The organism is Sulfitobacter rhodophyticola, assembly GCF_041281685.2.
Classification (GTDB): domain Bacteria; phylum Pseudomonadota; class Alphaproteobacteria; order Rhodobacterales; family Rhodobacteraceae; genus Sulfitobacter.
On sequence record NZ_CP166251.2, the window covers coordinates 1,559,461 to 1,584,841 of the forward strand.

The following is a 25,381-nucleotide window of genomic DNA, read 5'->3' on the forward strand; positions in this document are numbered from 1 at the left end:
GGGTTACCAGCGCCATACGCGACAGGATCTGGCGCGAACAGACCTCAACCCTTGGCCCCTTGCCCCCGTGCATAGACATCCTCGTAGCGGGTGATGTCATCCTCCCCTAGATAGCTGCCGGTCTGCACTTCGATCAATTCCATCGGAACCTTGCCGGGGTTTTCCATCCGGTGAATGGCACCCAACGGGATATAGACGCTTTCGTTTTCGCAGACCAATTGCACCTTGTCGTCGATGGTCACCTTTGCGGTACCTGCGACGACGATCCAGTGTTCGGACCGATGTACATGGCTTTGCAGGCTCAGCGCGGCACCGGGGTTCACGACGATGCGTTTGACCTGAAAGCGCCCGCTCAATATCAGCGTCTCAAAAAATCCCCAGGGGCGATGATCCTTGGGGAAGGTGTCGGCCTGATTGATCTCCGCCTTGCGCATATCCTTGACGACATCACCCAGTTCGGCGACCCGCGACCGATCCGCGACAAGCACGGCATCAGCCATTGCGACGGCAATGATGTTCTTCAATCCAAGCCCCACCAGCTGAAGGGAATCGTTGTCCGATCGAAGCAGTGAATCCTCGCAATCGACCGCATAGGCTGTACCTTGCAGGGCAACGCCTTTGGCATCGCTTTCCGCATGTTCGTAAACCGCGTTCCAGCCACCCAGATCAGACCAGTCTCCCTGATGGGCAATGACGCTGAGGTTATCCACTCTTTCCATGATCGCAAAGTCGATGGAGATGTCCTTGCACCTGCTCCAGGCATCCGGATCAAGGCGCAGGAACCCCAGATCGGGCTGTGCCCTGTCCACTGCCAGCCGCACATGTTCCAGCATATCGGGCGCATGGGCGGCAAACGCGTCGATCATCACCTGTGCGGTGTACATGAAGATACCCGCGTTCCACAGGTAGCCGCCCGCGGCAAGCATCCGCTCCGCTTCCGCCAATGCGGGTTTTTCAACAAACCGTTTGAGCGGCAGCGCCCCATCCGCTTCTCCCGTGCCCAATTCAAGATATCCGTACCCGGTCTCTGGCTTGTCTGGTGCGATGCCGAATGTCACGATTTGCCCGGCCCGTGCCGCCGGCACACCGCGTTGCAGGCTGTCGCGGAAAACATCTGCCTGCGTGATGTAGTGATCCGACGGCGCCGCCAGCATCAGCGCCTGCGCGTCGGTTTGCGCCTGAAAAAGGGCAGCAGCCAAAAGGGCAGGGGCCGTATTGCGCGCCAGAGGCTCAATCAGCACGGCACCGGGGTCAATGCCCGCATCACCCATCTGCTGCGTTGCGATGAATCTGAAATCGGAATTCGTGACGACAAGCGGCGCTGCAAATCCGGCACCGGACAGCCGCTGACCCGATTGCTGAAACAGGCTGCCTTCACCGATCAGCTTGATGAACTGCTTGGGAAAGCTCTTGCGCGACACCGGCCAAAGGCGGGTGCCGGACCCGCCACACAGGATCACCGGGGTAATGTCGGGAGCGGTCATGCGAAGTCCTCTTGCTGGCGGCGACAACGAAAACAGGATGGCATCGACCTACGCCGCGCTTGCCCTGCGTTACAAGGTTGAATAGCAGAAGTGGTGCAAACGTAAGGGCTTCACCGGGAATTTTATTGACATTGTTGCCGCAAATACTGGTCATTGTTCTCATATGGTTAACAATGGGAAGGGGTTCCGATGGACAGCATCGACATAAATGCGCTGTCGCTTGAGGCCATCAGAGCCCGCAGTGATGTCCTGCGCGACGCGATCCGCCGCACGCCGGTTGTGCCGATGGAAGGCTCCCTGGTGATGGCGACCCTTGGCGTCCAGAACGTGGCACTGAAACTGGAGTGTTTTCAGCATACGGGGACTTTCAAGGCACGCGGCGCGTTGTCCAATGTGCGCACCCTGTCTGACGCGCAGCGCGCGGCAGGCATCACCGCGGCCAGCGCAGGCAACCACGCCATCGCCGCGGCATGGGCAGCGCGGGCTGCTGGCATTTCGGCCAAGGTGGTCATGCAGAACAACGCCAACCCCTTTCGCATTGCCCGCGCGCAGGACGAAGGAGCAGAGATCATCCTGCGCGATCCCGGTCCTGCAACATTTGCCGAAGCAGAGCGTCTGGCGCGCGATGAAGGGCGGACGTTCGTGCACCCCTTCGATGGGATCGAGACAGTGCTGGGCACATCCGGCGTCGGACTTGAACTGATGCAGGATCTGCCCGATCTGGACGCGGTTGTGGTTTCCGTTGGCGGCGGTGGCCTGATTTCGGGCATTGCAGCGGCAGTCAAGCTGATGAACCCGGCCTGCGCGGTATATGGGGTTGAACCGGTGGGGGCGGACAGCATGTCACGTTCCCTTGCGGCGGGTCATCCGGTGACGTTGGACAAGGTTGATACCATCGCGGATAGCCTTGGACCCCCGATGGCGCTGCCGCTGGGCCATGCGCTTTGTGCCGCTTACGTGGATGACATGGTGACGGTGACCGACGACCAGATATGTGCTGCAATGGTCGCTTTCGCGGAGGAAGCGAAGCTTGCTGTTGAACCCTCCGCTGCCGCCGCGCTTGCCGGTGTGCTGCAACCTCTGCGCAATCGGCTGCACGGGAAAAGCGTCGGGATTATCGTGTGCGGTGCCAATATCGATGCAGGCACCTTTCAGGGACAGATCGCCCGGGGTCGGGAACACTATGATGCACTGATTGCTTATTGACGTCTTGACCTTCCAGTGACTGGAAGGACTACATAGACGTTGAAAGGAATACTACCATGGCCACCAGTGCTCCGATTATCCTGCCGGTCTCCAATATGCACTGCGGTGCGTGTGTGGGGCGGGTGAACAAGGTGCTGACAGGCATTCCTGGCACGCAGGATGTCAACGTCAACCTTGCCAATGAAACGGCACAATTCACAGCGACCGAACCCGATACCCTTGCCCGCGTTCTGGCGGCACTGGAAAAGGCTGGCTATCCCGCCTGTCCGCAAACAGAGGATACAAAAAGCATACAATCGCGCAGCAAAGAAACAATGCATGACCTGCGCATCCGTTTCCTGTTCGCGGCAATCATGACGCTGCCGGTTTTCGTGCTGGAAATGGGCAGTCACATGATCCCTGCGCTGCATCATCTTATCATGCGGACCATCGGTATGGAGGCAAGCTGGGGCCTGCAATTTGCGTTTACATCGATGGTGCTGATCGGACCGGGCCGGGACATGCTGGGCAACGGGCTGCGCGCGTTGCGGCGCGGGGCACCTGACATGAACAGTCTTGTGGCGCTGGGCGCCGGTGCGGCGTGGAGCTATTCCACCGTCGCCCTGCTTGCGCCTGACCTGCTGCCTGTCGCGTCTCGCGTGGTGTATTTCGAAGCGGCGGCAGTCATCGTGACGCTTATCTTGATGGGCCGCTGGTTCGAAGCCCGCGCCAAGGGGCGCACGGGTGCGGCCTTGCGCACGCTGATCGGATTGCAGCCTGATACGGCAACGGTCAAGCGCGACGGGGAGTGGTTGGTGATGCCCATTGCCGACCTGACCCCCGGCGACATCATCCGTATCCCGCCCGGTGCCCGCGTGCCCACCGATGCTGTGCTGGTCACTGGCAGCAGTGCCGTGGATGAAAGCATGCTGACCGGCGAACCGATGGCCGTGCCGAAGACCAGCGGTGACATGCTGACCGGCGGTACAGTCAACGGGACTGGCGCGCTGGAAGCTGAAGTGCGCGCAATCGGCGCAGATACCGCATTGGCGCGGATCATCGACATGGTCAGACAGGCACAAGGCGCGCGCCTTCCCATTCAGGGCTTGGTGGATCAGATCACATTGTGGTTTGTGCCGACGGTCCTTGTTATCGCAGCCGCGACGGTTGCGGTCTGGTTGATGCTGGGGCCGGGTCTGGCCCCGGCCCTTGTGGCTGGCGTATCGGTGCTGATCATTGCATGCCCCTGTGCCATGGGCCTGGCCACGCCGACATCCATCATGGTGGGAACAGGTGCGGCGGCCGAACGCGGCGTGTTGTTTCGTCAGGGCGATGCGCTTCAGGGTCTGAGCGATGTGGATGTGGTGGCCTTTGACAAGACGGGTACGCTGACCGAAGGCTGCCCTACGCTGACCACGCTGCGCACGCCAGCCGGGGTCACCCGGATGGACGCATTGTCCGTCATTGCAGGCGCTGAAGCACAATCAGAACACTCCATCGCAAGGGCCATCGTCGATGCGGCGAAGGCCGAAGGTGTCACGCCTTTGGCGGCTTCGGAATTTACCGCACTGACAGGGCAAGGCGCACGCGCGCGGGTTGAAGGGGGCATCGTTCTGATCGGAAATCAGTCTCTGATGAAGGCGGAAAACATCGATATCACCGCGTTTGAGGAGGAGGCGGAGCGGCTCTCGCGACAGGGCCAAACAGTCTTCTTTGCTGCCAGAAAGGGCTTGCCACTGGCGCTTCTGGCGGTGTCTGATCCGGTGCGCGAGACCAGCAAGACAACCATCGAAAATCTGGAAAGACAGGGGATCAAGGTTGCCATGCTCACCGGAGACAGCGCGCCGACGGCGCAGGCGGTCGCGGATACGCTTGGTATTTCCCGTGTCATGGCAGGTCTGTCACCAGACGGCAAACAGCAGGCGCTGGACAGCCTGCGCGGGGAAGGGCGGCTTGCCTTTGTCGGTGATGGTATCAACGATGCGCCGGTGCTGGCGCGCGCAGATGTTGGCATCGCCATCGGGACGGGCACCGATGTGGCGATTGAAACAGCGGATGTCGTTCTGATGTCCGGCGATCCTGCGGGCGTGCTGACCGCGCTGGAGGTATCGCACGCGACGCTGCGCAACATCCGACAGAACCTTGGCTGGGCCTTTGGATATAACGTGCTGCTGATCCCGGTTGCGGCCGGGGTGCTTTACCCGTCCTTTGGGCTTTTGCTCTCACCGATTCTCGCCGCCGCGGCGATGGCGTTTTCTTCGGTCTTTGTGCTGGGCAATGCCCTTCGCCTGCGCAGCCTGGGGGTACGGCCATGAACATCGCCGACGTCAGCCGCGCCACGGGCCTGCCATCAAAGACCATCCGCTATTACGAGGACATCGGCCTGATCAACCCGAGGCGGCAGGCGAACGGCTACCGCATCTTCCGCGAGACAGACCAGCATAAGTTGGCCTTCCTTGCCCGTGCGCGGTCCCTGGGGTTCGGGATTGAGGCCTGCCGCGACCTGTTGGCGCTGTATACCGATCAGGATCGCGCGAGTGCGGATGTGAAGGCCATCGCGCAAACCCATCTGGCCGAGATTGACAGCAAGATCACCGCCCTTCAGGCGATGCGCGACACGCTTGGTGAATTGGTGGACGCCTGCGCAGGCGACAACCGGCCCGATTGTCCGATCCTCAAGGATCTGGCGCAGAAATAGGCTCTAAACAGAGGCCAAAGCGGCAATCGCCTCGTCTAGTGGATAGTGATGATTGCCCACAAACAACCCGTTCGCGTCGATGTAATCGGCATTCCGAAGCGTGTCGTGAATGTCGAAATCGAAATATTGCATCACTTCATTCTTGGCGAAATTCCCCGCCACGATGGGCCGACATTCAAACCCAGCCGCTATGAGGTCCTTCACCACCTGCGCCCGTGTGCCCGCGTATGCGTCGCGCAGCACCAGCGAAAACCCGAACCAGCTGGATTTCCCGATCTCCCGCTGGATCATGAAGCGCGGATGGTCCGCCAGATGCTGCTGCACCAGCGCGCCATTCGCCCGCCGTCCGTCGATCAGACCCGGCAGCTTCCTGATCTGCTCCCGCCCCAGCGCCCCTGACATCTCCAAGGGCCGCAGGTTGTATCCCGGCAGCACAAAGCGAAAGCTTTCTTCGAACGGATCATCGCTTTTCTCTCCCGTCACATGGTTGAACTTGGGCAGGTTCCGCGTCCAACCATGGGCGCGCAGAGACAGCATGACATGATAAATCTCTTCGTCATCGGTCACCACGACACCGCCTTCCATGGTGGAGATATGGTGCGAGAAGAAGCACGAATAGGTGCCCATCACGCCGAAGGTGCCCGCCTGTTTCCCGCCGAACGTGGCTCCCATGGATTCGCAATTGTCTTCGATCATCACGATCCCGCGCGGCTCTGTCAGGCGCTTGAGTGCATCGAAGTCATTCGGATTGCCCAACAGGTTCACCACCATCAGCGCCTTGGTCTTGTCCGTAATCGCCGCCTCCAGCGCGTCGAGATCGTAGTTCAGCGTCTCCCGATCGATATCGACGAATTTCATGCGCAGCCCGTATTGCCCCAACGGATAATAGGTCGTGGACCAACTGACCGCCGGGACGATCACCTCATCGCCGCGCGCCAGTCTCAAATCGGGGTTCTTGGTGAAGAACAGCGCGGCCGTCATCAGAAGGTTCGCAGACGACCCCGAATTGACCATCAGCGCATGCTTCGCCCCGAACAAAGCAGCGAATTCCTCCTCAAACGCCCGCACCTCCGGCCCCATGGAAAACATGTCGGACTTGATTACCCGGTCCAGCGCGTCGAATTCCGCCTGATCCCAAGAGGACGTGGCAAGGGGGTAGGTAAAGCTCATGTCGCGTGATGCTCCAGATAGAATTGATAGGTTTGCGCGATGCCGGTTTTGAGCGACGTAGGCGCATGCCAGCCCCATGCCGTCTGCCGCTGAGTACTGCACAGCTTTTGCTTCATGCCGACGGGGCGGGACAGATCATGGGTGAATGTACCTTTCCATCCGATCACCTCCGCCACGGCGGCATAATAGTCATTGATCGCATGGTCATGCCCAAGCCCGACATTCATCGCACCGGGCAAAGCGCCGATATTAGACACTGCTTTCCACACCGCATCCGCCAGATCAGGCGCATACATGAACTCCCGCCGCGCGGTGCCGTCGCCCCAGATTTCCACCGTATCAGAGCCGCTTTTCATCGCGTCATCCACCTTGCGGATGATCGCGGGCAGCAAGTGTGAATTCTTCGGATCAAACTTGTCGTAGGGGCCATAGAGGTTGCAGGGGATCAGCGTCTTGTACTGTGCATTCGCATCTTCCGCCCGGATGTAGTCACACAGCTTCATCGCCATGATCTTGGCAATGGCATATCCCTCGTTCGTAGGCTCCAACTGTCCCGTCAGGATCGTCTCTTCGCGCAGGGGGCTTTCCCCCTTCCGCGGATACATGCAGGTCGAGGCAAGATTGATCAGCGTGCCGACCCCTGCCTTGCGCGCGCCCATGATCACGTTACGCCCGATGGCGATGTTTTCTTCCAGAAAGGCTACGGGGTGCGCCATGTTTGCCTGAATCCCGCCCACACGCCCTGCCGCATGAACAACGATATCTGGCTTGTTAGAGACGAAATAGGCGTCCACCGCCGCCGCATCGGTCAAATCCAGTTCCGCCGACCGTGGCGCGAGGATTTCCCATTCACCCGCCACCCCATGCGCGCGGATATTACTCCCCACCATGCCGCCGCCGCCGGTGATCAAAAGCCGACCCAACGCCATCAGTCTTCCCGCGATAACTGGGTTTCATACCCGTGTTCGTTCAGCACCCGGTCCCGCTTGGCGGCGTGCAAGTCGTGCGCAACCATCTCCGCGCACATCTCCTGCACCGTGATCTGCGGCTCCCACCCAAGTTTGGCCTTGGCCTTTGACGGATCACCCAGCAGCGTTTCCACCTCGGCGGGCCGGAAATAGCGCGGATCGATGCGCAGGATCACATCGCCCTCCTCCAGAACGGGCGCGTCATTGCCGGTGATCTTGTCCACGATCCCGACCTCGTCCAACCCTTCGCCTTCAAATCGCAAGGTTATGCCCAGTTCCTGTGCCGACCATTGAATGAATTGCCGCACGGAATACTGGACCCCGGTGGCAATTACAAAGTCATCAGGACTTTCCTCCTGCAACATCATCCACTGCATGCGCACATAATCCTTTGTATGCCCCCAGTCCCGGAGTGCGTCGATATTCCCCATGTAGAGACACTTATCGAGGCCTTGGGCGATGTTGCTCAGCCCTCGCGTGATTTTGCGTGTCACGAATGTTTCCCCGCGTCGCGGGCTCTCATGATTGAACAGAATACCGTTGCAGGCGAACATGCCGTAGGCTTCGCGGTAATTCACGGTGATCCAATAGGCGTACATCTTGGCAACCGCATAGGGCGAACGCGGGTGAAACGGTGTTGTCTCCGTCTGTGGGGTTTCCTGCACCAGCCCATAAAGCTCGGAGGTGGAGGCCTGATAGAACCGTGTCTTCTGATCCATCTTCAAAAACCGGATCGCCTCCAAAAGCCGCAATGCCCCGATGGCATCCACATCGGCGGTATATTCGGGCGCCTCGAAGCTTACCGCAACATGGCTTTGCGCCCCGAGGTTATAGACCTCGTCGGGCTCCACTTCAGACAGGATCCGCGTCAGGTTGGAGGTGTCGGTCAAATCGCCATAGTGCAGCTTGAAATTCACGTTCCGTTCATGCGGGTCCTGAAAAATGTGGTCGATCCGCTGGGTATTGAACAGCGACGCGCGGCGCTTGATCCCGTGCACCTCGTACCCTTTTTCCAGCAGCAATTCAGCCAGGTAAGACCCGTCCTGCCCTGTTACCCCGGTGATCAGCGCTTTTTTCATGCCATTTGTCCTGCCTTCGATTTGCCCCTTGATAGGACATTGCGCGCCGGGGGCCAACAGAGGTTGCGAGCGGTGGCGGAATGCGCCAAGCACAGGTAACCGTCACATGTGAGGAGCCGCGCCATGTATGTCTTTACCCCCCCTGCCCAGGCCAGCCTTGCCGTTGCGGGATCAGCTGATCGTTTTCCCGTGCGCCGTATCTTTTGCGTGGGTCGAAACTATGCCGCACATGCGCGTGAAATGGGCAATGACCCCGACCGCGAAGCGCCCTTCTTTTTTACCAAGCCCGCCGATGCGGCACTCGATACGCCCTGCACGGTGCCTTATCCACCGCTGACCGAGAACCTGCACTATGAAATCGAACTTGTGCTCGCTGTTGGCAAAGGTGGCTCTGACATTGCGGAAAAGGACGTCTTGGAACACTTATGGGGGGCATCCGTCGGCGTCGATCTGACCCGTCGTGATTTGCAGGCGGAGGCAAAGAAGATGGGGCGTCCGTGGGATTGGGCGAAGGCCTTCGACAAATCCGCACCAATTGCGCCCATCGTGCCGATTGAACAGGTACCCAGCGTGGAAACCGGCCGTATCTGGTTGGCGGTAAATGGCGAAACGCGGCAGGACGCCGATCTATCCGACCTTATCTGGTCTGTGAGAGAGCACGTTTCCATCCTGTCCCGAGCGATGGAGCTGGCAGCAGGTGATATCATCATGACCGGCACGCCTGCGGGTGTGGGGGCCGTAACACCCGGCGATGTGATCACCGGCGGGGTCGATGGCATCGGCACGCTGGAGGTGACAATCGGCGCGCGTCTTTAGATGGGGTTCGTAGCGGTAAATGCGTTCAATTGGCCTGCAACAGTCTCTGTTGCGTCCCAGACAACGGAATGTCCTGCGCCCTTCAGCCAATGTTCTGTCAGATTGGGAAGCGGCGCAAACCCCGGTTGTGCCATGGTGGGCGGCACGAGAATGTCTTCTTCCCCATAAAGCACTTGCACAGGCAAAGTTAGCTTGTGCAGGTCGGCCACAAGGCGCATGTTTCGAAACATGTCGATCTGGTGTTTCATTGCCTCCAGTGTCTGCGCATGGGGATAGGCAAGTGCCGCCTCGACCGCCATGTCTGCTGTCTCCGGATCTTCGAAAAAAGCCGGTCCGAAAACGAACGGGTACAAGGCCCGCAGCCAAAGCCGCTCCCCTTCTGGCGCCTCCCGAACGGCAACCAGCGCGTCGAAAATCCCCGCAATACGCGGCATCCTGACCCGCCCTGACGCCATGATGGTCAGGGATGCAACCCGGTCCGGCGCGGTACCGGCAATCTCCAACCCCATTAGGCCGCCCATCGAATGTCCCGCGATGTGAAAGCGTTTGAATTCCAGATGATCCATCAAGGCCAGCGCATCACGCACCATGCGCGCCACATCAACCGGGGCATCCCACGGCACGGTGCGCCCGGTCGTCCGGTTATCCAGCCTTATCACCGTATGTCGGGACATCAGTGACACAAGGGGTTCCCAGCTGGCGCTGTCGCTCAGCATTCCGGCAAGTAACAACAAGGGTGGGCCGCTGCCCTCCGTCTCGTAATGCAGTGTCACGTCATCAAGGGAGAGTTCAGGCATTCAGTGTGCTCCAGCATTCAAGAAGATCACCCGGCGCGGGCGTGGCGGCATAGACACCGCGCGCGATGGCACGTGACAGGCAAAGCGCTGCGGCATGACCGATCAACGTCACGTCGCCCGCGGGTGCGCGGGCCGTTGAAACAGAAAACACCAGATCACCGTCATATGGCGTATGCGCAGGCACTGTGGCGCGCCCGATCCCGTCCTGTGCGGCCACGGCGATACGCTTGCATTCGGCCTTTGTCAGGGTCGCATCGGTGGCCACGATGGCGATGGTCGTATTTTCGCGCATCGACGTGGCGCGCATCTTGCGGCTGTCCAGCGACAGGCCAAGACCCGAAGCCGTATCGGGCCCCAATGCGCCAAATTCATCGCCCATTTCAAAGGGTGCCGCATAGAAATGCCTGTCTCCGGGCGTGGTCACCGACCCTACCGGATTGACGCCGACCAGGGCCCCCACGGTACTGCCATCCGGCAAGGTCAGGGATGCCGACCCCAGCCCGCCTTTCATCATAGCCGTCAGGGCACCGGTGCCAGCGCCTGCGGTCCCAATCTCGAAACTTTGCGCCGCCGCTTCGAAAGCCTGCCTGCCCAATGCCGCGTAAGGGTTCTGCTCCCAGTCTTTTTGACCGCCGTTGAGCAGATCGAACAGAATCGCGCCCGGCACGAGCGGGACCTGCGCAGGTCCGACAGCAAATCCGCGTCCTGCAGCACGCAGGCCGTCCACCACACCGGAGCAGGCGTCCAGTCCAAAGGCAGATCCGCCTGAAAGAACCAGCGCGTCAACCGCCGCAACGCTTTTGTCAGGGCTGAGCAAATCGGTTTCCCGCGCGCCGGGTGCGCCGCCCATGACATGCACCGAAGCGGTGAAGGGAGCATCGGACGTCAGGACGGTTGTACCTGATTTGAGGGCATCGTCCTGTGCGTTCCCAACCAGAATGCCAGGCACGTCAGTGATCAGATTTTGGACACCGGGTGTCATCTGGTTACATCCTCGGCTTGGCCGCGGCAGTGGCCGGATCACCTGTATTAGGCTCTCCTTTCGGCTCGATCAGCAGGACCTCGCATTCTTGTTCTGCACGGGGCCGGTGGGTCACGCCGCGCGGGACGATGAATATCTCACCCGTTTTGACCGGCTGCGACACCCCTTCCAGATCCATGACCATCTCTCCCTTAAGCACGAGAAAGAAGTCATCGGTGTCCTCGTGCAGGTGAAACGGAAATTCCCCCTGAAACTTCACCACCATCACGTCATTATCGTTATAATCCGCGACCACATGCGGGTCCCAATGGGTGCTGATCTGTGACAGCTTGTGCGCAAGGTTGATCGGGGTCATGCAGGTGTCCTTCACGTGTCTGCGCGTACCTTGCGCTGCAGGTGCGGTAATTGGCAATTCCCCTTCGGCGCTTTAGGTCGCACTTCATGTCCAAACCGCGTTTCATCGGCCATGAGATATTTCGCCATTCCAGCTATGGCCGCTGGCATCCGCTGCGGGTGCCGCGCGTCTCTACCGTGATGGACCTCAGTCGGGCGTTGGGTTGGTTGCCGCCAGAGCAATTCATCTCATCCCCTCGTGCCAAACCGAACGCCCTGCGCAACTGGCACACACCCGATTATCTTGAGGCATTGCAACGGATAGAGCGGACGCAGACCGCAACCCAGACCGATCGCGCGCGGCACGACATCGGAAGCGTGACCAACCCCATTTATCCCGAGATTTTCAGCCGCCCTGCGACCGCGGCCGGAGGGTCAATCCTGGCTGGAGAACTGCTGCGGGAAGGTGGTGTGATCTATAACCCTCCCGGCGGAACGCACCACGGTATGCCCGACCGCGCCAACGGGTTCTGTTACCTCAACGACCCGGTTCTTGCCATGCTCAGCCTGCGCCACCACGGGGTGCAGCGCATCGCCTACATCGACATTGATGCCCATCACCCGGACGGCGTGGAGCAAGGGTTTGGCGGCGACCCCGATTGCCTGATGATTTCGACCCATCAGGCCGGACTATGGCCGCGCACCGGGCTGATAGAGGATGACGCCGGTGGCAACGCCCTGAACCTGCCTGTCCCGCGCGCGCTGAATGACAGCGAAATGGCCTTTGTCAGAGACGAATTGATCCTGCCCCGCGTGCAGGCCTTCGCACCGGAGGTCATCGTGTTCCTCTGCGGTGCCGACGGGGTGGAGGAAGATCCGCTGTCACGGCTTTCTCTTTCAAACAATGCGCATTGGGATGTGTTGCGCGGATTGATGGGCATGGCGCCCCGGCTGCTGGTACTGGGCGGCGGCGGGTACAACCCATGGTCCGTGGGCCGTCTTTGGACAGGGGTATGGGGCATTCTGAACGGATACGATCCGCCGGAGCACTTGCCGCCCGAGGCCGAAGCGGTGCTGCGTGCGCTGCGGTTCGATGGGAACCGACGGGGCAAGAACCCGCCACCACATTGGTTCAGCACCTTGCGGGATACGCCGCGTGTAGGGCCGATCCGGGAAGAGGTGCGGATGAGCGTCAACTATCTGAACGCGCGGCAGCTGCGGGTGTCGTGACTGGCAATAGAATTCATGAATTGTATCGCACCATCAGGCGCGATATGTCGGCACCTTTCCGGTCATAGGTGCATCATGGGACAGGTTCTGGGGATCGATTTTGGCACCTCCAATTCTGCGGTGGGCGTTTCGGTCAACGGGCGCCCCCATTTGATCGAGATGGAGCCGGGCCAACAGACGCTGCCAACGGCGGTCTTCTTTGATTTCGAGGATCAGCAGGTCATCTATGGCACCGCTGCTCAGCAGGCGCTGATCCACGGGGACGAAGGGCGCTACATGCGGGCGCTGAAAAGCCTGTTAGGGACTGGTTTGATGCGCGAAAGCCGGATGCTGTTGGGAAAGCGGACAGACTTCATCGAGATTGTCGGCATGTTCCTCGCAGAACTGAAAAGCCGCGCAGAGGAGGCGACCGGGCAGGTCTTTGATCGCGCGCTGTCGGGTCGCCCGGTGTTGTTTCACAGCGGTGATGAACGACGCAACGCGCAGGCGCTGATCGACCTCAAGGCGTGCTATGCGTCCGCGGGTTTCAGTGACGTGCGATTTCTGCCTGAACCCGAAGCCGCAGCTCTTGCTGCGCGCGAAGCACTGTCTCCGGGGGATCTGGGATTGGTCGTTGATATCGGTGGCGGCACCTCCGACTTCACGCTGTTTCGTCAGAAAGGCCTGAAGGAGATCGAGATCCTGCGCAGCAATGGTCTGCGTCTGGGGGGTACGGATTTTGACAAGGAGATCAGCCTGAGCCACGTCATGCCGCATCTGGGTAGGGGAACACCGATCCGCCATGAGTTCGGCGATCAGACCCACATCGCCCCCAACAAGATCTTTGCAGATTTGGCGACGTGGCAGAAAATTCCGTTCCTTTACGCGGCCGATACCCGGCGCGCCGCACAGGATCTGGTGCGCAACGCGGTTGAGGTGAGACGCTTGCAGCGGCTGGTAACGGTCTTGGAGGATGAATTGGGCCACGATCTGGCCTTCGCGGTTGAGGCGGGCAAGATGACGGCCAACGATCCGTCTGCGTTGGCCCCGCCCCAGATCAACCTGGACTTCCTCGAAAAAGATACTCGCCTGCCATTGCCCGCCGCGATGATGGCGGCAACGCTGGCAGAAGGGGCCGAACGGATTGGTCAGGCCGCCGCCGAAACCGTGACACAGGCGGGGCTGAGCCGCGATGACGTGACCACGCTTGTCTTTGTGGGCGGCTCAAGCCTGATGTCTGTTGTAGGTGATGCCATCGGACGGCAGTTCCCGACTGCAAAAATCCACCGGACGTCTGCCCTGACTGGTGTGGTTGATGGCCTTGCGCTGGCAGCGGAGCAGGCGTTCAGATAGAGCCTAATCAGGCGTTTCAGGCAGAAGAAGCGTTTCCAGCGCCGCCCCCATGACACAGGCGGAATCCACCATATCGTCAATCCCGATGTATTCATCGGGCTTGTGCGCCAGTTCCAGAATGCCCGGTCCATAGGCAATGCAGTTCTTGAGCTTGCCGATTCGGTCAATATGCTTTTGGTCGTAGGATCCGGGGGAGGCGACATATTCCGGCGGCTTGCCGATCACTTCCTCAATCGCGCGATGGACCGTCTGCACTACAGGCGCGGCCTTGTCTGTCATTGAGGGCAAGACGGAATTCAGCTCTGTCAGTTCGTAATCAAAATCAGCGCGGGTTTCACGCAGCCCTTCCAGTAGCTTGGATACCTCTGACCTTACATCTTCCAGTGATTCCTCCACCAGAAAACGACGGTCGATCGTGATCCGGCAGCTGTCGGGGACGCAGTGGGCGGGCAGCCCGTCGAAATCCTCATCCTGTTCTTTCTGGCCACCGTGGATGGAGTTGATGTTCATCGTTGACTGACGTGCGCCTTCCGGAACGACCGGCATTTCGGTGAACCGCGATGCCATTGCAGGATAAAGCTTATCCTCGAATTCAGACAAAACGGCGCCCATGTGCCGCACCGCGCAGTCGCCGAGAAAAGGCATGGAGCCATGCGCAATTTCGCCCTTGGTCTCAATCTCAGCCCACCAACCGCCACGATGACCCAGACAGATGCGATCCTTGTTCAACGGTTCGGGAATGATGACGTGTTGAACGCGCTTGGGATCAAAGAACCCCTGTTCCGCCAGGTAGGCGACCCCGCCATAACCACCGGATTCCTCATCAGCCGTGCCCGATATCTCGATGCTGCCTGCGAAGTCGGTATGTGTCTCTAAAAAGGCTTCTGCAGCGATTATCGAAGCTGCGAGTCCGCCCTTCATGTCGCAAGTGCCACGGCCATAAATCCTGCCATTCGATATTTCCGCGCCGAATGGATCAAATGTCCAACCTGCCCCCACTTCGACCACATCGGTGTGACTGTTGAAATGCACGCATTCTCCGGGCTGCGCCCCCTCGCGACGTGCAACAACGTTCCAACGTGGGAACTTCTCACTGTCGCCGGGCGTTCCAAAAGCACGAACAAGCTGTGTTTCAAAGCCACGGGCCCTCAGGCGCGTATCAAGGTACTCGCAGATCAGGCGATAGTCCTGTCCCGGTGGATTCAGCGTCGGGATTCGGACAAGATCCTGCGTCAGGGCAATGAGGTCGTCGCGTTTGGCGGCTATGATGCGGGAAAGGATTGTGGACATGGGGACAACCTTGTCCAAGCCGGGAGCCTTTGCAAGTCTGAGGCGCGTCGATAAACAGGCGGATCAGATCGCGGCATCGCGAACGGACGGAAAAGGAAGAACAAAATGTCGACCCTCACGTCACAGAGCCGAACTGCGCAGTATTGGCAGGTTGTGAAAGCAACGGTGGCCCATATTTCGGATAACAACATTTCGCTGGTCTCTGCCGGCGTGGCGTTCTTTCTGATGCTGTCCCTGTTTCCGGCACTGGCTGCGTTCATTGCGCTTCTCGGGCTGGTTCTGGACCCGGTTGTGGTCATTTCTCAGCTGCAGGAAATCCGGGGGCTGCTGCCGACGGACGTTTACGACATCATCAATCGCCAAGTCACATCGTTGGTCAATGCCCGAAGCGACGCTTTGGGCTGGGCCGGGGGGCTTTCCATTCTGTTTGCCCTGTGGTCGGCGCGGGCCGGGGTCGGTGCGCTTATGATGGGCTTGAATGACGTCTACAACACCAGCAACCGCAGCGCGCCACATCACTATTTGCGGGCGCTTATGCTGACCGTGATCCTTGTCTTTGTCGGCATCGTGGCGCTGATTACGTTGGTGATCACACCAGTCTTGCTGGCCTTTTTTCCGCTTGGCGTGTTCGGAACGATCGTGATCGAATTCCTGCGTTGGGCCATTACCATTGCCGCCCTGCTGGGGGCGACGGGCATGCTGTACCGATATGGCGCCAATCGCCGGGGGGAGCGATTTCAATGGCTGTCGCCCGGTGCGGTCGTGGCAATTGCACTTTGGATCGTCGTCTCCGTTGGGTTTTCATACTACGTGTCGAATTTCGGTAACTACAACGAAGTCTACGGGTCCATCGGTGCGGTGATTGCCATGCTGATCTGGCTCTGGATCAGTTCCTTTCTCGTGCTGCTTGGGGGTTCATTGAATGCGCAGATTGCGCGCCACACCGACCATCCCAAGGACGACTGACACATGAGAAAGGGCTCCGAACATATGTCCGGAGCCCCTGTTCCAATCGTCAGCTTTGCCTAGGCGTTCAATGTCTCCGTCGACGAAAAGAACATCGCCTGAGAGACGGCGGAAATGACCTGATCGACCGAGTAGGGCTTGGAGATCAGAAACGCGGGCTCCGGCTTGTCACCGGTAAGCAGACGTTCGGGGAAGGCGGTGATGAAGATCACGGGGCGCGTCCCCAGCTGGGACAGAATATCATTCACTGCGTCGATGCCCGAGGAGTTATCGGCCAGCTGAATATCGGCCAAAACCAATTCAGGCGGGTCTGTCCGCGCAAGTTCGACTGCTTCGTCCCTTGTTCGCGCAACGCCCGTGATCCGATGACCCATCTCTGCGACGATGGATTCAAGGTCCATGGCGATGATCGCTTCATCTTCGATGATCATGACGGATCCGGCCGTGTTGTCCGACATCTCGCGGCGGGCGATGCTGACCAGATCTTCTGCCTCGGACTGGCTGACGCCGATGATCGTGGCAATCTCCGTGAAAGAGAACCCTTCAATCGTGTGAAGCAGCAGCGCCTCGCGGCTGTTGTTGGTCAGGCTTGCAAGCCTGCGCTGTGCTTTGGCCCGGGCACCGCTTTCACCTTCTTCGACAGGTGCACCGGCGCTGGCCCAAATACCGTAAAGCACCCGGAACAACCCTGTGCGCACATCGACACCATCCAGCATTGAACGATCCGCCAGAATTGCCTCAAGCGACGCGGCAGCAAAGGTATCCCCGCTTTGCTGGCTTCCTGTCATGGCCCGCGCGAAGCGACGCAAGTAGGGAATGTTTTCACCCAGCGCATCGCTGATGTCTTGTTGTTCAGGGCTGTCGTTCATCTAAGCTGTCCTTTTTTTTGCATACTTGGGAACCAAACCCGTGTTGAGTACGTTTGGTTCCAAGGCGCGCGCACTTTTTTGCGCGAGAAACCATAAACCAAGGCAGGCGGCACAACTAAAAGGTAACTCAGTGAAGAACGCAGACAAGAACAGTCAAGATCAGGTGATCGACGAAAATCTGAAAAAGGTTTTCGATGAGACACTGGAAGAAGGCATCCCGGATCGTTTCAAGATGTTGCTCAGCCAGCTGAAGCAGCAGGACAACGAGCGGGGCAGCAGCAAATGAGCCACTCCGATCCACGTGATGAGCTGGTTGACCACCTTCCGGCCATGCGGGCCTTTGCGATCAGTCTGACCCGAAACGGGGCAGTGGCTGACGATATGGTTCAGGACACGCTTGTAAAAGCGTGGACAAACATCGACAAGTTCCAAGCGGGCACCAACATGCGGGCCTGGCTGTTCACGATCCTGCGCAACACCTACTATTCGTCACGCCGCAAATCCAAGCGGGAAGTCGCGGACGTCGATGGTACCTTCACCGAGAATGTTGCCGAGAAGCCAGCGCATGACGGTCATATGCAGATGGCCGATTTTCGCAAGGCGTTGGACACGTTGCCGGATGAACAGCGTGAAGCATTGCTGCTGGTCGGCGCATCCGGGTTTTCCTATGAAGAAGCTGCGCAGATGTGTGGTGTTGCGATTGGCACCATCAAAAGCCGCACAAATCGTGCCCGTGCGCAACTGGCCGACATGTTGGGCCACTCCGAAGACGGTGCAATGGAATTGACCGATGATGCGACGATGTCTGTTCTCTCCGCTTCAAAAGTCTCTTCGTTCTAGGGCATGACCTATGGGTTCATTACGGGTGCCGTGCTGCGCGGGCTGGCGTTCAGGGTCTTGTTTTTCCTGTCGCTCGCTTTGTTGCCCATTGGCCTGATTGCGATCGTCCAGACCCAGCAGATTACCCAACAAACCCAGACCAACGCTGAACTTTCCCTTCTGGCGGTGACCGAACAGGCGACGTTTGCCGAGACGGAAATCCTGCAGCAGGCCTTCGGTGCGTCGGAAACACTGGGGCCTGTCGTCAAGCTGATGCGGAACGATCCAGTAGCGTGTTCGAGGTTCTTACGCGCTTACAAGGATGCTTCGATCACCTACAGCTTGGTAGGTTTCATAGATAGTACCGGGATGATGACGTGCTCTTCATCCGATGCGCCCTTCGATTTTTCCGAAGATCCAGAGTTCATCGCGATGGCGGAAAACCCGCAGCGTCGTGCAACGTCGACCGGCTCGGGTTCTGTATCTCGGCGGCCTGTGACAGTGGTCAGCACGCCGATTTTTTCTGAACGTGAGTTCATCGGGGCGGTTTTCATTTCGATCCCCTTCACTGCCTTCGATGATCTGTCAAAACCGCAACTCCCGAGGAGCCCGGTTGCCATCATCACGTTCAATGAACGTGGCGAAGTGCTGACATCAGATCACGCGCTTGACATCAATGAAGCAGAGGTGCCCCCAAATATTGCGCTGTCCCTGTTCACGGGCGACAACCGCACTGTCTTCCTGGCAGAGAACAAGAACGGGCTGCAACGCGCCTATGCCATTCAACCCATCGTGCGCGACGCGGCCTATGCGATGACAGTCTGGCCTGCCGACACGCCTTTCCTGGATACAGCCCTGTCATCCCGTGCATCGGCGCTGTTGCCGATCGTGATGTGGGCGGCGAGCCTCGTTGTCGCCTTCTGGGCGCTCAATCGCCTTGCCATTCGGCACATTCGCAAGCTTGGGCGGCAAATGCGCCGGTTTGCGCTTAACCGCAAGCTGCCTGAAGAGACGTTGGGCTATGGGGTGCCGACCGAGTTGGTCGATATGGAATCCGCCTTCATCGCGATGGGCGAATCCCTGTTGCGCGACGAGGCGACATTGGAAGACAGCCTGCGTGAAAAGAATATCCTGCTCAAAGAGGTGCATCACCGGGTGAAGAATAACCTGCAACTGATTTCGTCGATCATGAACATGCAGATCAGACAGGCAAAGACGGAAGATGCGCGATTCGTACTGCGCCGTTTGCAGGACCGTATCCTGAGCCTCGCGACGGTGCACAAGAACCTTTATCAGAATGACGATCTGCAAAGGGTTGATGCGTCAGTTCTTTTGCACGAGGTCGTGAGCCAGTTGCTGTCTGTCGGTCTTGCACCGGGGTCCAACGTTGAGGTTTTTCAGGAATACGCCGAGGTCAACCTTGATGCAGATGATGCTGCTCCGTTGACATTGCTTGTATCCGAAGCGCTTACCAACGCGCTGAAATACTTGCCAAAGGACCGGAAAGCAAAGAAACAGCTCACGATACGGCTGATATCCAGCGCACCTGACAAGGCCGAACTGGAAATCATCAATACCGTTGGCGGCGCTCCCGAGGAGGAAGGAACGGGCCTTGGGTCCAAGCTTATCCTTGCGTTCGCGCGCCAACTGAATGGCCAGACCGAAGTCTGCGAAAATGGCGACCTCTACAGGCTCAGCATCGCGTTTCCGGTCCCGCAGCAGTCCAAACAAGTCCTTGATTATTAAGAACGGGACAAGGCCGGGGTGTTCTTTTCCCGCCATGCTTTGCAACCTCATGAGAAAAGATGGAACCGACCCGCAAACTTGCATGTTGGGTCAATGAAAGACGACCACGAAAGGAAAAACCATGTCGACTGAGGTCTTTATTGGTGGACTTGGCACGCTGGTCTTTGCGGCGCTTATTATCGTCGCGTTGACGTCAACTCGTCGCGAATCTTTTCCCGACGAACGCGCGAAGAGGAAGAATTCCGCGTCAGGACGCCGAAGGCCAGATCGCTAGGTCTGCCAAACACACAGCCTGATCCCATAGCGGGGTCAGGCTGCTTTGATTCAGAAGGTGGGCGGGGTACAGGCGCTGACCACTTCGCAGGTCTGGTCAGAGATATTGCGAAAACGGTGGGGCAGCCGACTGTCGAACAGATAACCGTCGCCCGCCTGCAAGTTTGACGTTTGCCCGTCCACAGTCACTTCGATGCAACCACGCACCACGATCCCGGCCTCTTCACCGTCATGTGCAATGGCTTCGGGGCCGGTGTCCGCCCCGGGTGGGTAGGTTTCGTGCAGGACCTGAAGGGCGTGATGTTCTGCCTTGCCCAGCTGGCGCAGCGAAACCGCGCCGTCGCCGCCGGGCGTGATTTCGGTAAATTCGTGTGCCCGGTAGAATACTTTGGGCGTTTCGGAATCTTCCAACGTTGAAAAGAACGCCGCCATGCTGATCGGGATCGCATCCAACAGTGATTTGAGCGACGCCACCGAAGGACTGGTACGGTTGGCTTCGATCAGGGAGATCGTGCCGTTGGTCAGCCCTGCCTTGGCGGCAAGTTCCCTCTGGGACATCCCGCGTTCTTCGCGGATGGCTTTCAGCTTTGCTCCTATGTCCAATGCAAGCTCCTCAGTTCAAGACATCCGCGATTTCAGTCGGGTGATCACATTGGCCAGATTGTGCCGCTTTGGTGATATAAGTCGCATACCGCGCAAAATGGCAATTGACAATTATATTAAACGCTATGATAGGATTTTAAACGCAACAATCGCATTGGCTGAATAGGAACCCCTCAGATGTCCAATACCGTGAAAAAACAGCGCCGCAAGGCCGCCCCGAAAAAATCCGCCGCCAAAACACAAGCGGCTGTTGAAACGCTGGCCTCCGTGGCTGCCACCGCAGCCGAACAGACCAATGCACAACTGATCTCGCGCCGGGACGCGGCCGTGCCACGCGGCGTTGCCTCTGCCGCACCGATCTATGCAAAATACGCCGAGAACGCAGAACTTTGGGATGTCGAAGGCAACCGCTACATCGACTTCTGTGGCGGTATCGGCGTGCTGAACACAGGCCATCGTCACCCACGCGTGATCGAGGCGGCCAAGGCGCAGGAAGATCATTTCACGCACACGTCCTTTCAGGTCGTGCCCTATGCGCCCTACATCGAATTGGCCGAACGCCTGAACGCACTTGCGCCCGGTGACGCGCCCAAGAAAACCCTGCTGGTGACCACCGGTGCTGAAGCGGTTGAAAACGCGGTGAAGATCGCCCGCGCCGCCACAGGCCGCCCCGGCGTCATCGCCTTCACAGGCGGATACCACGGTCGTACGCTACTGACGCTCGGCATGACCGGCAAGGTTTCTCCCTACAAGAAGGGCGTGGGCCCGTTCCCTGCGGATGTCTTCCGCGCGCCGTTCCCCTCTGTCCGCGATGGCATCACGGTGGACGATGCAATCACTGGCTTGAAGAACCTGTTCTTGACCGATGCGGAACCCTCCCGCGTTGCCGCGATTATCATCGAGCCCGTGCTGGGCGAAGGCGGCTACACGCCCGTTCCATTCGAAATGATGCAGCAATTGCGCAGCATCTGTGACGAACATGGCATCCTGTTGATCGCTGACGAAGTGCAGGCAGGCTTTGGCCGCACCGGTACATGGTTCGCGGTGGAGCATTCCGGCGTTGTGCCGGATCTGATCACAGTCGCCAAAAGCATGGCAGGTGGATATCCCCTTGCGGGCGTCATTGGCCGTGCCGAAGTGATGGACGCGATGGAACCCGGTGGTCTTGGTGGGACATACGGCGGCAACCCCGTCGCCTGCGCCGCGGCGATTGCCGCCATCGACGCGATTGAGGAAGAAAACCTGCTGGCCCGGTCCACCGCAATGGGCGAGATGCTGAAGGCTCGCTTCGCGGAGATCGGTGCCCGTTCGGCCCCGTTCCGTTTCTGGGACATCCGTGGTCTGGGCGCGATGGTCGCGGTTGAGTTCGTGACCGACTTCGACAGCGCCACACCCGATGCGGCGTTCACCAAACGTGTGATTGCCAACGCGCTCAAGCGTGGCTTGCTGCTGCTGAGTTGTGGCATGCACGGCAACGCGCTGCGGGTGATGGTGCCGCTGACGGCGTCCGATGCGATTGTCGAAGAAGGCATGGCGATCTTTGAAGCGGCTGTCGTAGAGGCAGTTGCCGAAGGCGCGTAACCTCCAGTTCAAAAAGATGAGGGGCGCGTCGTGAACTGACGCGCCCTTTCCTTTGCGGTTGATTTGCCACTATTCCGTTGCCTTAATCCACCCGGTCAAACGTCTCCGCCCGCGCGCGATCCCAGCGTGACTTGTTGCCCCGGTGATCCTCTGCCTTGGGGTCAAGAAGATACCCTTCGGGCAGATACTCATACACGTCATTCCCCTCTGCCATGCTTTTGTCGCCCTGCCGCAACATCAGATGATAGGGCAGGAACCCGTCGGGATGGGTCAGGCCCGCTGCTGCCGTCATTTCGCCCAGTGCTTCCATCGTATTCTTGTGGAACCGCGCGACACGCTTGCTCTTGTGATCCGGGTCCAGCGCGCGCATGCGCAGGGGGTCCTGTGTGGCGACGCCCACCGGGCAATGATTGGTGTGGCAGGCTTGCGCCTGTATGCAGCCCACCGCAAACATGAACCCCCGCCCTGAATTGCACCAATCCGCGCCCAACGCCAAAGCGCGGGCGATATCGAAAGCGGATACGATCTTGCCCGCTGCTCCTACTTTGACCTGATCACGCAACCCTGCACCGCGCAGCGTGTTATGCACAAAAGTAAGGCCTTCGATCATCGGCATGCCGACATGATTGGAAAACTCCACCGGCGCGGCGCCCGTCCCGCCTTCGGCCCCGTCCACGACGATGAAGTCAGGCACGATTCCGGTCTTAAGCATGGCTTTGACGATGCACATGAATTCCCGCCGATGCCCGATACACAGCTTAAAGCCCACCGGCTTACCCCCTGACAGTTCGCGCAGACGGTCGATGAACAGCATCATCTCGATCGGGGTATCAAACGCAGGGTGCGCAGCCGGAGAGATGCAATCAATACCCATCGGCACGCCCCGTGCTTCGGCAATTTCGGGCGTGATTTTGGATGCGGGCAGCATGCCGCCGTGGCCTGGCTTCGCACCCTGGGACAGTTTCAACTCAATCATCTTCACCTGATCCAGCGTCGCGGTCGCCTTGAATTTCTCAGGGTCGAATGACCCATCCGGCGCGCGTGCACCGAAATAGCCCGACGCCAGCTGATAGATCAGGTCGCCGCCGCCCGCCTTGTGATAGCGGCTGACCGATCCTTCGCCGGTGTCATGGGCGAAGCCGCCCAGTCTTGCACCGGTGTTCAGCGCCTGAATGGCATTGGCGGAAAGCGACCCGAAACTCATCGCCGAGATGTTGTAAAGCGACGCCGAGTAGGGCTGCTTGCAGTCCGTTCCGCCGATGGTTGTGCGGAAATCGAAATCTTCGATATGCACGGGCCGCACCGAATGGGTGACCCACGAATACCCAGCATCATAGACCCGTTCCCGTGTGCCGAAGGGCCGTGCATCTTCCTGTCCCTTGGCGCGCTGGTACACAAGCGATCTGTCATCGCGGCTGAAGGGTTCTTCATCCTGATCGGATTCGATCAGATATTGCCGGATCTCCGGCCGGATCCCTTCAAAGAAAAACCGCATATGCCCCAAGACGGGATAGTTTCGCAGGATCGAATGGCGGGTTTGCATAACGTCGTAGATGCCCATGCCGGTCAGCACCGCAAACAGGATCAATGGGAACACGAACCAACCCGACCAAGTGAGCATCAATACAAGGCTGATCAGGGTCAGCAATGCCACCCCGGCGAAGGTTGTAAATCGGCCGAGGTCTTTAATATCGCGCATAAGCGGGCTCCACTCGTTTAAACGTCAGCTGGGCGTCGCACCAGTTTGACTTTATTGCCTCCCCACGCAAGCGCTTGTATGCTGAGATGCTGCAATGCATCATGTGAGCGGGTTCTGATCTCCGTTGCGGATTTTGCCAAAAGTTGGTCGAAATAATGCATTAAAATTATATATTTAGCCTCGAAACCGACAACTTCTGAGTGTTCGCTTGTACAAGTTAACAAAACCAGCCTAACCTGTTGAGGATTCCCCGGCGTAATCGCCAAGCAGGCCATCGCGCATGGGGAAAAGCAGGTGGCGAAGACACACTGACGTACCCTTCCAGTGAGGTCTGCAGCGCCTGAAAATCGACCAGCCGACGCCGGAAAAAGGCGACGGCTTGCTTGTAATAAAAACGGGAGAATAGAAATGAAAATTTTCAAGACGCTTGCACTTGCAGGGGCCCTGACAGCCGGGACCGTGGCAACAGCGCAGGAGAAATTCATCACCATCGGCACAGGCGGTCAGACCGGCGTTTACTTCGTCGTGGGTCAGTCCATTTGCCGGTTGGTCAATCGCGGTTCTGATGATCACGGGCTGAAGTGCACCGCGCCTTCTACCGGGGGCTCCATCGCGAACATCAACGCGATCAAGGCGGGCGACATGGACATGGGCGTGGCCCAGTCCGACTGGCAGTTCCACGCCTTCAATGGCACCTCCAAATTCGAAGGTGACAAGTTCGACAACCTGCGTGCGGTCTTTTCCGTGCATGGCGAACCGTTCAACGTGATTGCGCGCAAGGACAGCGGCATCAAGTCCTTCGATGACCTCAAGGGCAAGCGCGTGAATATCGGCAACCCCGGTTCCGGTCAGCGCGCCACCATGGAAGTCGTGATGGACGCGAAAGGCTGGACGCTGGATGACTTTGCGCTGGCGTCCGAGTTGAAGCCTGCCGAACAAGCCGCCGCATTGGGTGACAACAAGGTGGATGCGATCATCTACACCGTCGGCCATCCCAACGGCTCCATCCAGGAAGCGGTCTCCACCATCGACGCGGAACTGGTGCCCGTTACCGGCGATGCCATTGACGGTCTGATCAACGACAACCCCTATTATGCAGCCGCGACCATTCCCGGCGGCATGTACAAGGGCACGGATGCGGATGTGAACACCTTCGGCGTGAAAGCGACCTTCGTGACATCTGCGGACGTGGACGAAGACACGATCTATCAGGTGGTGAAGGCCGTCTTTGACAACTTCGATCGCTTCAAGCGCCTGCACCCCGCGTTTGAGAACCTGACGGAAGAAGAAATGATCTCCGGTGGGTTGTCCGCGCCTTTGCATGACGGTGCGGCCAAATACTACAGAGAGCGTGGCTGGATCGAATAAACCCGTCGCGGTTTGAAAAATCCTTGGGGGCGGAGCAGATCCGCCCTCATGTACGGGACTGCGAAATGCGGTTCTGATGCACCTGCGAAAACG

The 25,381-nt window shown here is 58.9% G+C and carries 23 protein-coding genes; 12 read left to right on the forward strand and 11 right to left on the reverse strand.

The genetic code is table 11. The annotated features are described in order from the left end of the window. Positions 1–44: 44 nt before the first annotated feature. On the reverse strand, positions 45–1,484 hold the full coding sequence (locus AB4X18_RS08650) for a mannose-1-phosphate guanylyltransferase/mannose-6-phosphate isomerase (RefSeq protein ID WP_370399695.1): 1,440 nt from the start codon (positions 1,482–1,484) through the stop codon (positions 45–47). Positions 1,485–1,673: 189 nt separating this feature from the next. Between AB4X18_RS08650 and AB4X18_RS08655 the strand changes: the two genes are divergently transcribed. From AB4X18_RS08655 to cueR, 3 genes are read left to right on the forward strand one after another with little or no spacing between them, the layout of a single operon-like run. Beyond that, a complete protein-coding gene (locus AB4X18_RS08655) occupies positions 1,674–2,690 on the forward strand; it encodes a threonine/serine dehydratase (RefSeq protein ID WP_370399696.1) in 1,017 nt (338 codons plus the stop codon). Between the two features lie 56 nt (positions 2,691–2,746). Beyond that, a complete protein-coding gene (locus tag AB4X18_RS08660; RefSeq protein WP_370399697.1) occupies positions 2,747–4,984 on the forward strand; it encodes a heavy metal translocating P-type ATPase in 2,238 nt (745 codons plus the stop codon). After that, positions 4,981–5,367, forward strand: coding sequence for a Cu(I)-responsive transcriptional regulator (cueR, locus tag AB4X18_RS08665; protein WP_432817299.1), 387 nt, complete (start codon positions 4,981–4,983; stop codon positions 5,365–5,367). The genes AB4X18_RS08660 and cueR overlap by 4 nt, the downstream gene beginning before the upstream one ends. A 3-nt stretch (positions 5,368–5,370) precedes the next feature. On the opposite strand, the gene AB4X18_RS08670 is transcribed toward cueR, so the two are convergent. The 3 genes from AB4X18_RS08670 to gmd are packed head-to-tail and all read right to left on the reverse strand — an operon-like array spanning position 5,371 to position 8,584. After that, complete coding sequence (locus AB4X18_RS08670; RefSeq protein WP_370399699.1) at positions 5,371–6,537, reverse strand: DegT/DnrJ/EryC1/StrS family aminotransferase; 1,167 nt, start codon at positions 6,535–6,537, stop codon at positions 5,371–5,373. After that, positions 6,534–7,466, reverse strand: a complete 933-nt coding sequence (locus tag AB4X18_RS08675; protein WP_432817300.1) for a GDP-L-fucose synthase family protein — start codon at positions 7,464–7,466, stop codon at positions 6,534–6,536. The genes AB4X18_RS08670 and AB4X18_RS08675 overlap by 4 nt, the downstream gene beginning before the upstream one ends. After that, positions 7,466–8,584, reverse strand: coding sequence for a GDP-mannose 4,6-dehydratase (gmd, locus tag AB4X18_RS08680; RefSeq protein ID WP_370399702.1), 1,119 nt, complete (start codon positions 8,582–8,584; stop codon positions 7,466–7,468). The genes AB4X18_RS08675 and gmd overlap by 1 nt, the downstream gene beginning before the upstream one ends. Positions 8,585–8,707: 123 nt before the next feature. Between gmd and AB4X18_RS08685 the strand changes: the two genes are divergently transcribed. Then, positions 8,708–9,400 carry a fumarylacetoacetate hydrolase family protein gene (locus tag AB4X18_RS08685; protein ID WP_432817301.1) on the forward strand — a complete coding sequence of 231 codons (693 nt, stop codon included), beginning with the start codon at positions 8,708–8,710 and terminating at the stop codon, positions 9,398–9,400. Here AB4X18_RS08685 and AB4X18_RS08690 read toward each other — a convergent pair. From AB4X18_RS08690 to AB4X18_RS08700, 3 genes are read right to left on the reverse strand one after another with little or no spacing between them, the layout of a single operon-like run. After that, positions 9,397–10,197, reverse strand: coding sequence for an alpha/beta fold hydrolase (locus AB4X18_RS08690; RefSeq protein WP_370399703.1), 801 nt, complete (start codon positions 10,195–10,197; stop codon positions 9,397–9,399). The genes AB4X18_RS08685 and AB4X18_RS08690 overlap by 4 nt on opposite strands. Next, positions 10,190–11,179 carry a P1 family peptidase gene (locus AB4X18_RS08695; protein WP_370399704.1) on the reverse strand — a complete coding sequence of 330 codons (990 nt, stop codon included), beginning with the start codon at positions 11,177–11,179 and terminating at the stop codon, positions 10,190–10,192. The genes AB4X18_RS08690 and AB4X18_RS08695 overlap by 8 nt, the downstream gene beginning before the upstream one ends. A 4-nt stretch (positions 11,180–11,183) precedes the next feature. Continuing rightward, positions 11,184–11,534: a cupin domain-containing protein gene (locus AB4X18_RS08700; RefSeq protein WP_370399705.1), complete on the reverse strand. Its 351-nt coding sequence runs from the start codon at positions 11,532–11,534 to the stop codon at positions 11,184–11,186. An 86-nt stretch (positions 11,535–11,620) separates the two neighbouring features. Between AB4X18_RS08700 and AB4X18_RS08705 the strand changes: the two genes are divergently transcribed. Beyond that, the gene (locus tag AB4X18_RS08705; protein ID WP_370399706.1) at positions 11,621–12,742 is read left to right on the forward strand and encodes an acetoin utilization protein AcuC; all 1,122 of its coding nucleotides are present in this window, start codon (positions 11,621–11,623) and stop codon (positions 12,740–12,742) included. A gap of 75 nt (positions 12,743–12,817) precedes the next feature. After that, positions 12,818–14,074 carry an Hsp70 family protein gene (locus AB4X18_RS08710; RefSeq protein WP_370399707.1) on the forward strand — a complete coding sequence of 419 codons (1,257 nt, stop codon included), beginning with the start codon at positions 12,818–12,820 and terminating at the stop codon, positions 14,072–14,074. 3 nt (positions 14,075–14,077) lie between these two features. Here the strand turns inward: AB4X18_RS08710 and AB4X18_RS08715 are convergent, their stop codons facing one another. Continuing rightward, positions 14,078–15,364, reverse strand: coding sequence for an acetylornithine deacetylase/succinyl-diaminopimelate desuccinylase family protein (locus AB4X18_RS08715; protein WP_432817302.1), 1,287 nt, complete (start codon positions 15,362–15,364; stop codon positions 14,078–14,080). Between the two features lie 105 nt (positions 15,365–15,469). On the opposite strand from AB4X18_RS08715, the gene AB4X18_RS08720 reads away from it, so the two are divergent. Then, on the forward strand, positions 15,470–16,330 hold the full coding sequence (locus tag AB4X18_RS08720) for a YihY/virulence factor BrkB family protein (RefSeq protein ID WP_432817303.1): 861 nt from the start codon (positions 15,470–15,472) through the stop codon (positions 16,328–16,330). A gap of 59 nt (positions 16,331–16,389) precedes the next feature. Here the strand turns inward: AB4X18_RS08720 and AB4X18_RS08725 are convergent, their stop codons facing one another. Further along, positions 16,390–17,199 carry a response regulator gene (locus AB4X18_RS08725; RefSeq protein ID WP_370399709.1) on the reverse strand — a complete coding sequence of 270 codons (810 nt, stop codon included), beginning with the start codon at positions 17,197–17,199 and terminating at the stop codon, positions 16,390–16,392. 130 nt (positions 17,200–17,329) lie between these two features. On the opposite strand from AB4X18_RS08725, the gene AB4X18_RS08730 reads away from it, so the two are divergent. The 3 genes from AB4X18_RS08730 to AB4X18_RS08740 are packed head-to-tail and all read left to right on the forward strand — an operon-like array spanning position 17,330 to position 19,764. After that, positions 17,330–17,485 (forward strand): NepR family anti-sigma factor, encoded by a 156-nt coding sequence (locus AB4X18_RS08730; RefSeq protein ID WP_370399710.1) that lies wholly within the window; start codon positions 17,330–17,332, stop codon positions 17,483–17,485. Next, positions 17,482–18,039: an RNA polymerase sigma factor gene (locus AB4X18_RS08735; protein ID WP_370399711.1), complete on the forward strand. Its 558-nt coding sequence runs from the start codon at positions 17,482–17,484 to the stop codon at positions 18,037–18,039. Before AB4X18_RS08730 ends, AB4X18_RS08735 begins: the two co-directional genes overlap by 4 nt. Positions 18,040–18,042: 3 nt before the next feature. After that, positions 18,043–19,764, forward strand: coding sequence for a sensor histidine kinase (locus AB4X18_RS08740; protein ID WP_432817304.1), 1,722 nt, complete (start codon positions 18,043–18,045; stop codon positions 19,762–19,764). Positions 19,765–20,088: 324 nt separating this feature from the next. Here the strand turns inward: AB4X18_RS08740 and AB4X18_RS08745 are convergent, their stop codons facing one another. Beyond that, positions 20,089–20,640, reverse strand: coding sequence for a cupin domain-containing protein (locus tag AB4X18_RS08745; protein ID WP_370399714.1), 552 nt, complete (start codon positions 20,638–20,640; stop codon positions 20,089–20,091). Positions 20,641–20,817: 177 nt separating this feature from the next. Between AB4X18_RS08745 and gabT the strand changes: the two genes are divergently transcribed. Further along, positions 20,818–22,221 carry a 4-aminobutyrate--2-oxoglutarate transaminase gene (gene gabT / locus AB4X18_RS08750; RefSeq protein ID WP_370399715.1) on the forward strand — a complete coding sequence of 468 codons (1,404 nt, stop codon included), beginning with the start codon at positions 20,818–20,820 and terminating at the stop codon, positions 22,219–22,221. An 82-nt stretch (positions 22,222–22,303) separates the two neighbouring features. On the opposite strand, the gene AB4X18_RS08755 is transcribed toward gabT, so the two are convergent. Next, complete coding sequence (locus AB4X18_RS08755) at positions 22,304–23,920, reverse strand: FMN-binding glutamate synthase family protein (RefSeq protein WP_370399716.1); 1,617 nt, start codon at positions 23,918–23,920, stop codon at positions 22,304–22,306. A gap of 408 nt (positions 23,921–24,328) precedes the next feature. On the opposite strand from AB4X18_RS08755, the gene AB4X18_RS08760 reads away from it, so the two are divergent. Continuing rightward, positions 24,329–25,288, forward strand: a complete 960-nt coding sequence (locus tag AB4X18_RS08760) for a TAXI family TRAP transporter solute-binding subunit (protein ID WP_370399717.1) — start codon at positions 24,329–24,331, stop codon at positions 25,286–25,288. Positions 25,289–25,381 lie beyond the last annotated feature (93 nt).